The 7,297-nt window shown below is 67.9% G+C and carries 8 protein-coding genes; 4 read left to right on the top strand and 4 right to left on the bottom strand.

Annotation, left to right across the window (positions count from 1 at the left end; all coding sequences use genetic code 11):
* From JYJ84_RS23650 to JYJ84_RS23640, 3 genes are read right to left on the bottom strand one after another with little or no spacing between them, the layout of a single operon-like run.
* Positions 1–1,701, bottom strand: coding sequence for a PHA/PHB synthase family protein (locus tag JYJ84_RS23650; protein WP_374102124.1), 1,701 nt, complete (start codon positions 1,699–1,701; stop codon positions 1–3).
* Positions 1,702–1,739: 38 nt separating this feature from the next.
* Positions 1,740–2,486 (bottom strand): beta-ketoacyl-ACP reductase, encoded by a 747-nt coding sequence (locus tag JYJ84_RS23645; RefSeq protein WP_175220416.1) that lies wholly within the window; start codon positions 2,484–2,486, stop codon positions 1,740–1,742.
* Complete coding sequence (locus JYJ84_RS23640) at positions 2,476–3,012, bottom strand: hypothetical protein (protein WP_175220418.1); 537 nt, start codon at positions 3,010–3,012, stop codon at positions 2,476–2,478. The genes JYJ84_RS23645 and JYJ84_RS23640 overlap by 11 nt, the downstream gene beginning before the upstream one ends.
* Positions 3,013–3,165: 153 nt before the next feature.
* Between JYJ84_RS23640 and JYJ84_RS23635 the strand changes: the two genes are divergently transcribed.
* The 4 genes from JYJ84_RS23635 to JYJ84_RS23620 all read left to right on the top strand — a co-directional run bounded on the left by JYJ84_RS23635 (position 3,166) and on the right by JYJ84_RS23620 (position 6,630).
* The gene (locus tag JYJ84_RS23635) at positions 3,166–4,005 is read left to right on the top strand and encodes a universal stress protein (protein ID WP_122949850.1); all 840 of its coding nucleotides are present in this window, start codon (positions 3,166–3,168) and stop codon (positions 4,003–4,005) included.
* A gap of 8 nt (positions 4,006–4,013) precedes the next feature.
* A complete protein-coding gene (locus JYJ84_RS23630) occupies positions 4,014–5,213 on the top strand; it encodes an acetate/propionate family kinase (RefSeq protein WP_175220420.1) in 1,200 nt (399 codons plus the stop codon).
* 83 nt (positions 5,214–5,296) lie between these two features.
* Positions 5,297–5,800 carry a universal stress protein gene (locus JYJ84_RS23625; protein WP_175220422.1) on the top strand — a complete coding sequence of 168 codons (504 nt, stop codon included), beginning with the start codon at positions 5,297–5,299 and terminating at the stop codon, positions 5,798–5,800.
* Positions 5,797–6,630, top strand: coding sequence for a universal stress protein (locus JYJ84_RS23620; RefSeq protein WP_175220424.1), 834 nt, complete (start codon positions 5,797–5,799; stop codon positions 6,628–6,630). The genes JYJ84_RS23625 and JYJ84_RS23620 overlap by 4 nt, the downstream gene beginning before the upstream one ends.
* Before the next feature lie 48 nt (positions 6,631–6,678).
* On the opposite strand, the gene JYJ84_RS23615 is transcribed toward JYJ84_RS23620, so the two are convergent.
* Entirely contained in the window at positions 6,679–7,149 is a 471-nt protein-coding gene (locus JYJ84_RS23615; protein WP_175220426.1) for a universal stress protein, read from the bottom strand.
* Between the last annotated feature and the right edge of the window lie 148 nt (positions 7,150–7,297).

Raw genomic sequence — 7,297 nt, 5'->3', positions numbered from 1 at the left:
CTACTTCTCTCTATTCGTCTGCTGCGTGAGATGTGTATAAGTGAGAGCGTCTACGGCGGGCGTGTCGTGCACGAACTCGCGCGGGCTGCGGTACGGCGCGCCGGGTTCGCGGGTCGCGCAGCGATAGTGGCGGCCCGGATGACCGGGTTCCGACACGATGCCGGCATTGTGGCCGCCCGCCGTCAGCACGAAGGTCAATGCATGGTGCGTCAGCAGATGAAGCTTGTAGACCGAGCGCCACGGCGAGACGTGATCGCGCTCGGTGCCGACCGCGAACGTCGGCACGTCGAGATCCGACAGCGCGACCGGCCGCCCGTCGACGCAGTAGCGGCCTGCCGCGAGATCGTTGTCGAGGAAAAGCTGCGTCAGGTATTCCGTATGCATCCGGTACGGCATGCGCGTGGTGTCCGCATTCCACGACATCAGGTCGTTCGGCTTCGTGCGCCTGCCGAGCAGGTATTCGCTCATCATCCGCGACCAGATCAGGTCGCGCGCGTTCAGCAGTTCGAACGCGGCGGACATCTGCGCGCCGTCCAGGTAGCCCTGCCGCCACATCAGCGCATCGAGTGCGGACAATTCGCTCGCGTCGATGAACAGGCCGAGCTCGCCGGGTTCGCTGAAATCGGTCTCGGCCGCCAGCAACGTGATCGATCGCAGTGCTTCGTGCTGCCGCCCGTCGCGTGCGAGCGCCGCCGCACCGATCGCGAGCAGCGTGCCGCCGAGGCAATAACCGGCCGCGTGAACCGGCTCGCCGCAGATCGACCGGACGACGTCGAGCGCGGCCAGGCACCCGTCGCGCAGGTAATCGTCGAGCCCGAGATCGCGTGCTTCCGCGCCCGGGTTGCGCCACGACACCGCAAACACGGTGTAGCCCGCATCGACCAGGAAGCGGATCAGCGAATCGTGCGGCTGCAGATCGAGGATGTAGTACTTCATGATCCACGACGGCACGATCAGGATCGGCTCGCGCGCGACGCGCGGTGTCGTCGCGTCGTATTGCAGCAGCTCGCACAATGCGTTGCGCCAAACGACCCGGCCTGGCGTAATCGCCACGTCGCGCCCCGGCAGGTACGCACGCGCGTCGCGGCCACGCGTGCCGCCGGCGCGATCGAGCAATGCGTTCGCATCGTCGAGCCAGTGCCTCGCGCCCACCGCGAGGTTCGCTCCGCCGCTGCGCATCGTCGCGTCGAGCGCGACCGGATTGGTCGCCAGAAAGTTGCCGGGCGAGCACGCATCGAGCCATTGACGTGCCACGAAGCGGACCAGTTCCTCATGGTGCCGCTCGACGCCCGGCACGCCGCGCGTCGCGTCGCGCCACCAGCGCTGGATCGACAGGAAGCTGTCGCGATACGCGCGAAACGGCCAGCTCGACCACGCGGGCGCGGCAAAGCGCGGATCGGCGCCTCCCGCGTGCACGGCCAGGCTATCCGCGTCGGCGTCGTCCGCCGCGCCTGGTTCGGCCACCGATGATGCGCTCGTCAGCCACGCCTGCGTCGCGAGTTCGAAGCACTTGCCCGGCGACACCGCCAGGTGCGCGCCCCAGTCGAGCATGGCCAGCGCCAGCGACACGGGCGACAGCCCGAAGGTCATCGCGGCAACGTTGGCATGCGCGGCGCGGTTCCATTGTTCGGCGGGTGTCGCCTCGGGCGCCGTGCATTCGGACCGGTCGGGCTTCCGCTCGTTCCGATCCGGCTGCTGCATCGAATCGCGCGGGCGCGGCGCACGGATGACGGACGCTTTCATCGCATGTACATGCCGCCGTTGACGTCGAACTCCGCGCCGGTCGCGAAGGCCCCCGCGTCGGAACACAGGAAGGCGACGAGCGCGGCGATTTCGTCGGGGTCGCCGAGGCGGCCGGCCGGAATCTGCGGCAGGATCTTCGTGTCGAGCACTTCCTTCGGTACCGACTCGAGCATCGCGGTGGCCAGGTAGCCGGGGGCCACCGTGTTGACCGTGATGCCGTGCCGCGCGAGTTCAAGCGCCAGCGACTTCGTGAAGCCGTGGATGCCGGCTTTCGCGGCTGCGTAGTTCGCCTGCCCGTACGCACCTCGCTCCCCGTTCACGGACCCGATGTTCACGATCCGCCCGAAGCCGGCGTCGATCATGCCGGGCACGAACGGCTTCGTCATGTTGAACAGGCCGTCGAGATTGGTGCGCAGCACCGCATCCCACATGCTCTTGGTCATCTTCACGAAGGTGGCATCGTGCGTGATGCCGGCGTTGTTGACGAGCACGTCGACGCGCCCGAATTCAGCCAGCACGCGTGCCGCGCAGTGCTGGCACGAATCGTAGTCGGCCACGTCGACCTCGTACGCGTGAAACGTGCGGCCCGCCTCGCGTTCGTGCGAGAGCCACGTCGCGACGTGATCGTTGCGTTCGGTGTGCGACACCGCGACCGTCATGCCGGCCTCATGCAGGCGGCGGCTGATCGCGGCACCGAGGCCGCCCATTCCGCCGGTGACGAATGCGACACGCTCAGCGCGCATGATCGTGCTCCTGCGCGGCATGGCTGCCGTCGAGACGCCGGACGGCCGCGGCCTCGTCGCCCGCCTCGACGGCTTCCGTGATGCCGAGCTCGAACGCGGCCATCCAGTCGCGCCACGGCATGCTTGCCTCGTTGACCACGGCCAGCCGCCCGAGATCGGGCCACCAGTCGGTCTGGTAGCGCGACAGCGCGCCGGTGCCGTAATCGCGCAACCACGTGCGCCACGCACTCGCGCTCTCGAACTGCCCGCGCATGCACAGCTCGGTGGCGTCCTGCCAGATCGCGACGGTCGCGATCGTGTAGTCGCGCATCACCTGCCGGGCCGCTGCGCTGAAAGCCGTCCACTCGTTCGTCGCCGTCAGCGCCTGCTGCAGGCCGTGCACCGCGTCGCGGTCCCGCTCGGTGCGCCTCCCTGCCAGCGCATGCCATTCATGCTGCCAGTCGTGTGTCAGCGTGGCCATGCGCAACGCGAGATCACAGCCCGCGCGGCAAGCGTCGTTCGGTGTGGTCAAAGCTTGGGGGCTCATCGTATTGCCTCCTTCGATCCGGTCGATGAACTGGCGTCCGCTTCACTGTGCGACCGTCGCGCATGGCACCCGTTGATCTGAGTCAACCACGCGGAAACCCTGCTTCGTAGACTGGATTGCAATGGCGGATCACCCGTCGATGGAGCGATTCCGATGAGCTACAAAAGCCTAGTCGTGCACCTCGATACGAGCGCCCGCGCGCATTCGCGTCTCGAGTTCGCGTTGCGTCTTGCCCGGCGCTTCGGTGCGCATCTCACCGGGCTGTTCGCCGTCTACACGCCGGAGCCTTACTCGTTTTACGTGATGGCCGGTTCCGCCGACTATTTCCGCGAGCACCGCGAACAGCGCGACGAACGGCTCGCCGCGCTGGAGCGACTGTTCCATGCGGAGGCCGCTCGTGCAAAAGTGCCGGCCACCTGGGTTCGCGCGGCTGAGCGTGCGAACGTGGCCGTGCCGCGCGCTGCTCGTCTTGCCGACCTCGTGATTGCGGGTCAGAGCGACCCGAACGATCCTGAAACCTTCATCGACGACCAGTTTCCGGAGAACCTCGTGTTGTCCGCCGGTCGCCCGGTGCTGTTCTGGCCATACACCGGCGAATTCCCGTCGATCGGCGATCGGGTATTCGTCGCATGGGACGGCAGCCGCGAAGCGACCCGCGCCGCGCACGACGCGCTCCCCTTTATCGAGCATGCGAAGCGCACGACGATCGTCGCCGTGGTCGACGGCGATTCGGAAGCCGCGACCACCCGCATTCCTGCCGCCGATGCTGCGCTGATGCTGGCGCGCCATGCGCACGACGTGAACGTGCAAGACATCGGTACCGGCACGGGCGAGTCGGTCGGCGACACGCTGCTGTCACGTGCGTATGAAACGGGTTCCGACCTGCTGGTCATGGGTGCCTACGGCCATGCGCGCTGGCGCGAACTCGTCATGGGCGGTGCCACGCGCACGGTGCTGGCGTCGATGACGATGCCGGTCCTGATGTCGCACTGAACCGGTCGATGCGCACGCTCGCGTTGCTCGTCGTCAACGCCGGTTCGTCGAGCGTGAAGTTCGCGGTCTTTGCGTATCCGCCGCACGGCGATCCCGTGCGCCGACCGCTGCACGAGGGTGAAGCGGTCGCAACGGGCAACAGCGTGTCGATCCGCTTCGACGCGGCCCCGGGCGGCACGCTGCCGCTGGGCGCGGGCGATCCGTACCGCGCCGTGCTCGCGCAGATCGCGATGTGGATCCGCGTGCAGCTGCCGCATATCGCGCTGGGCGCGATTGCGCATCGTGTCGTGCACGGCGGTGCCCGGTACGTCGACCCGGTCGTCGTTGACGACGCGGTGCTCGACGCGCTTCGCACGCTGACGCCACTCGCGCCCTTGCACCAACCGCACAGCCTCGATGCAATCGACGTGCTGCGCAACGTGTTTCCCGAGGTGCCGCAGGTCGCCGTGTTCGATACCGCGTTTCATCGCACGCTGCCGCGCGCCGAGCAATTGCTGCCGTTGCCGTACACATGGTTCGACCAGGGCGTGCGGCGCTACGGGTTCCACGGTCTGTCGTACGAATACCTGGCGGTCGCGCTCGACGAGCAGTTCGGCGCGCGTGCACACGGCCGCATCATCGCCGCCCATCTCGGCAGCGGCGCCAGCCTGTGCGCGATGCTCGACTGCCGCAGCGTCGCGACGACGATGGGCTTTTCGGCGCTCGACGGTCTGATGATGAGCACGCGCTGCGGAACGCTCGATCCCGGTGTCGTCCTGCACCTGCTCGAGATCGGCAAGCTGTCGGGCGATACGCTGGGCCACATGCTGTACCACGAGTCGGGCCTCAAGGGCGTGTCGGGCGCATCGGGCGACCCGCGTGTGCTGCTGGCGTGCGAAGCCGCCGGCGACGCACTGGCCAGCGATGCGCTGACACTCTACGTCCATCGCATCGTCCGCGAAGCCGGTGCGCTGATCGCGCTGCTTGGCGGCCTCGACATGCTGGTCTTCACCGCCGGCATCGGCGAGCACTCGGCCGTGTTGCGCGAGCGGATCTGCGCGGCGCTCGGCTGGCTCGGCATCGCCATCGACCCTCAAGCGAACGCGGACCATGCGCGGGTCGTATCGTCCGCGTCGAGCGCGGTCACGGTGGTCGTCGAGCCGACCAACGAAGCGTGGATCGCGGCGCGCGCCGCCGTGCGCGTGCTGCGCGGCAATCGGGACGCTTGAATCGGGACGCTTGATCCAGATCAGCGCGATCGTCGCGCACGCGCCGATGATGATTTCATCCACATCCGTTGAAGGGACACGCCATGTACTCGAACATTCTGGTTGCGCTCGACGGCAGCGACACGTCGTCCCGTGCACTCGACGCCGCGCTGGCTATCGCGGCGGAAACGGGTGCCCGGCTGACTCCCGTCTACGTCGTCGATTTCCTGGTGCCGGCCTACGACATGTACGGCTACGATCCGTCGATCCTGGTCGACGCCTTTCGTGAAGAAGGGCTGCGCGTCACCGAGGACGCGGCGCGACGCCTGAAGGCGCGCGACGTCGCCGGCACGCCGCAGATCTCCAACGTCGAGCCGGCGGGCGAAGACATTCCGCACCGGATCGTCGCGCTTGCCGACGAAATCGAGGCCGACCTGATCGTGATGGGCACGCACGGCCGGCGCGGCGTTCAGCGCCTCTTCCTCGGCAGCGTGGCCGAGCGCGTGCTGCGTCTGGCGACGTGCCCGGTCCTGATGATTCCGGCGAGCTGCCCGTCGGAGAATCCCGCCGAAACCGCCGCGGCATCAACCGAAAAGGAACCGTCATGAGCTACAAGACCTTGCTCGTCCACCTGGACGACAGCGAGCGCTGCGCGACGCGCGTCGACCTCGCGCTCGAACTCGCGGGACGCTGGAACGCGCATCTGATCGGCCTCTACGTGGTTTGCCAGGATCTCTTCGAACCGTTGCGAAGGCCCGATGAACCGCTCAAGCTGGCCGTCTACGAGCGCCTGTGCGACCAGCGGCGCAAGGAGGCCGAAGAAAGATTCCTGACGGCCGCCGAGCGCGCGGGACGCAGCGTCGAATGGCAGGCACCGACCGGCGAAGCGACCGCGGCCGCCATTCTGCACGCCCGTCACGCCGATCTGCTGATACTCGGCCAGGAAGACCCCGATGATCGCATGACCTACGTCGCACGCCATTTCATCGAGGATGTCGTGATGGGCAGCGGCCGCCCGGCGATCGTCGTGCCCTACGCGGGCGACGTGCGAACGATCGGCGAGAACGTGCTGATCGGCTGGGATGGCGGGCGCGAGGCCGCCCGCGTGATGGCCGATGCACTGCCGCTGCTGGCCCGCGCGCGCTTCGTCAACGTCGAGACGGTCGTCCGCGGTCAACCCGATCCGGACAAGACGCCGGCGGGCGTCGATGTCGCCGCGTACCTCGAACGGCACGGCGTTCGCGCGTCGTTCTCGACGACGCCGCGCGACCGGTCGGTCGGCGTAGGCGCGACGCTGCTGAACCGGGTGACCGACCTGCATGCGGATCTGCTCGTGATGGGCCTGTACAGCCATGCGCGCATGCACGAACGCGTGCTGGGCGGTGCGACGCGCACGATCCTCGAGACGATGACGGTACCGGTGCTGCTGTCTCACTGACGCCGCGCACATGACGACAGGGCAGCCGCTCGCGGCTGCCCGCTCCGGTCACAACACGGCCGCACACGCACCCCGCCCCTCCCGCACGACCAGCACCGGCCGGTCTGCGGTGCGCACCAGCGATTCGGCAACGCTGCCAAGCAACGCGCGCCGCACGCCGCGACGCCCGTGCGTCCCCATTACGATCAGGTCCGCCTCGCATTCGGCGGCGGCTTGCGCCAGCACGGACGACACGTTCTCGCCGCGCGCGTCGATCGTGCGTGCGGTGCCGCGCACACCGCACAGCCGAAACGCGGTCTCGGCGTCCGCCACCGCGATCGCGGCCTTGTCCGCATCCAGTCCTGACGGATCGCGCTGGTCGATATAGCCGCTGTCGATGTCGGCTAGCCGTGGCGCGTCCTCAACCACGCACACGGCGACGATCAGGCCACCTGAATCGCGGGCGAGCGCGATTGCCTCGTCGAGCGCGAGTCGCGAACTGCGGCTGCCGTCGAGTGCCGCAAAGATCCGTGCATACATGCTGCCTCCCTGTTGCCGTCCGGTTTCGATTGAAATGTCCAACCAGTCTGGGCCCGCTGCGCATCATCCGGTTGACGTCGGTCAAGCCCACCCGGCAGCCGGGGTACGCATCGGTCCCGATTGGCTAACCCCGACAAAACGCGCACAA

Origin of the sequence: Burkholderia sp. LMG 13014 (genome assembly GCF_905232215.1) — a bacterium.
GTDB lineage: Bacteria > Pseudomonadota > Gammaproteobacteria > Burkholderiales > Burkholderiaceae > Burkholderia.
Note: the sequence above shows the minus strand (reverse complement) of the source record. Positions and strands in the feature narration are given on the sequence as shown.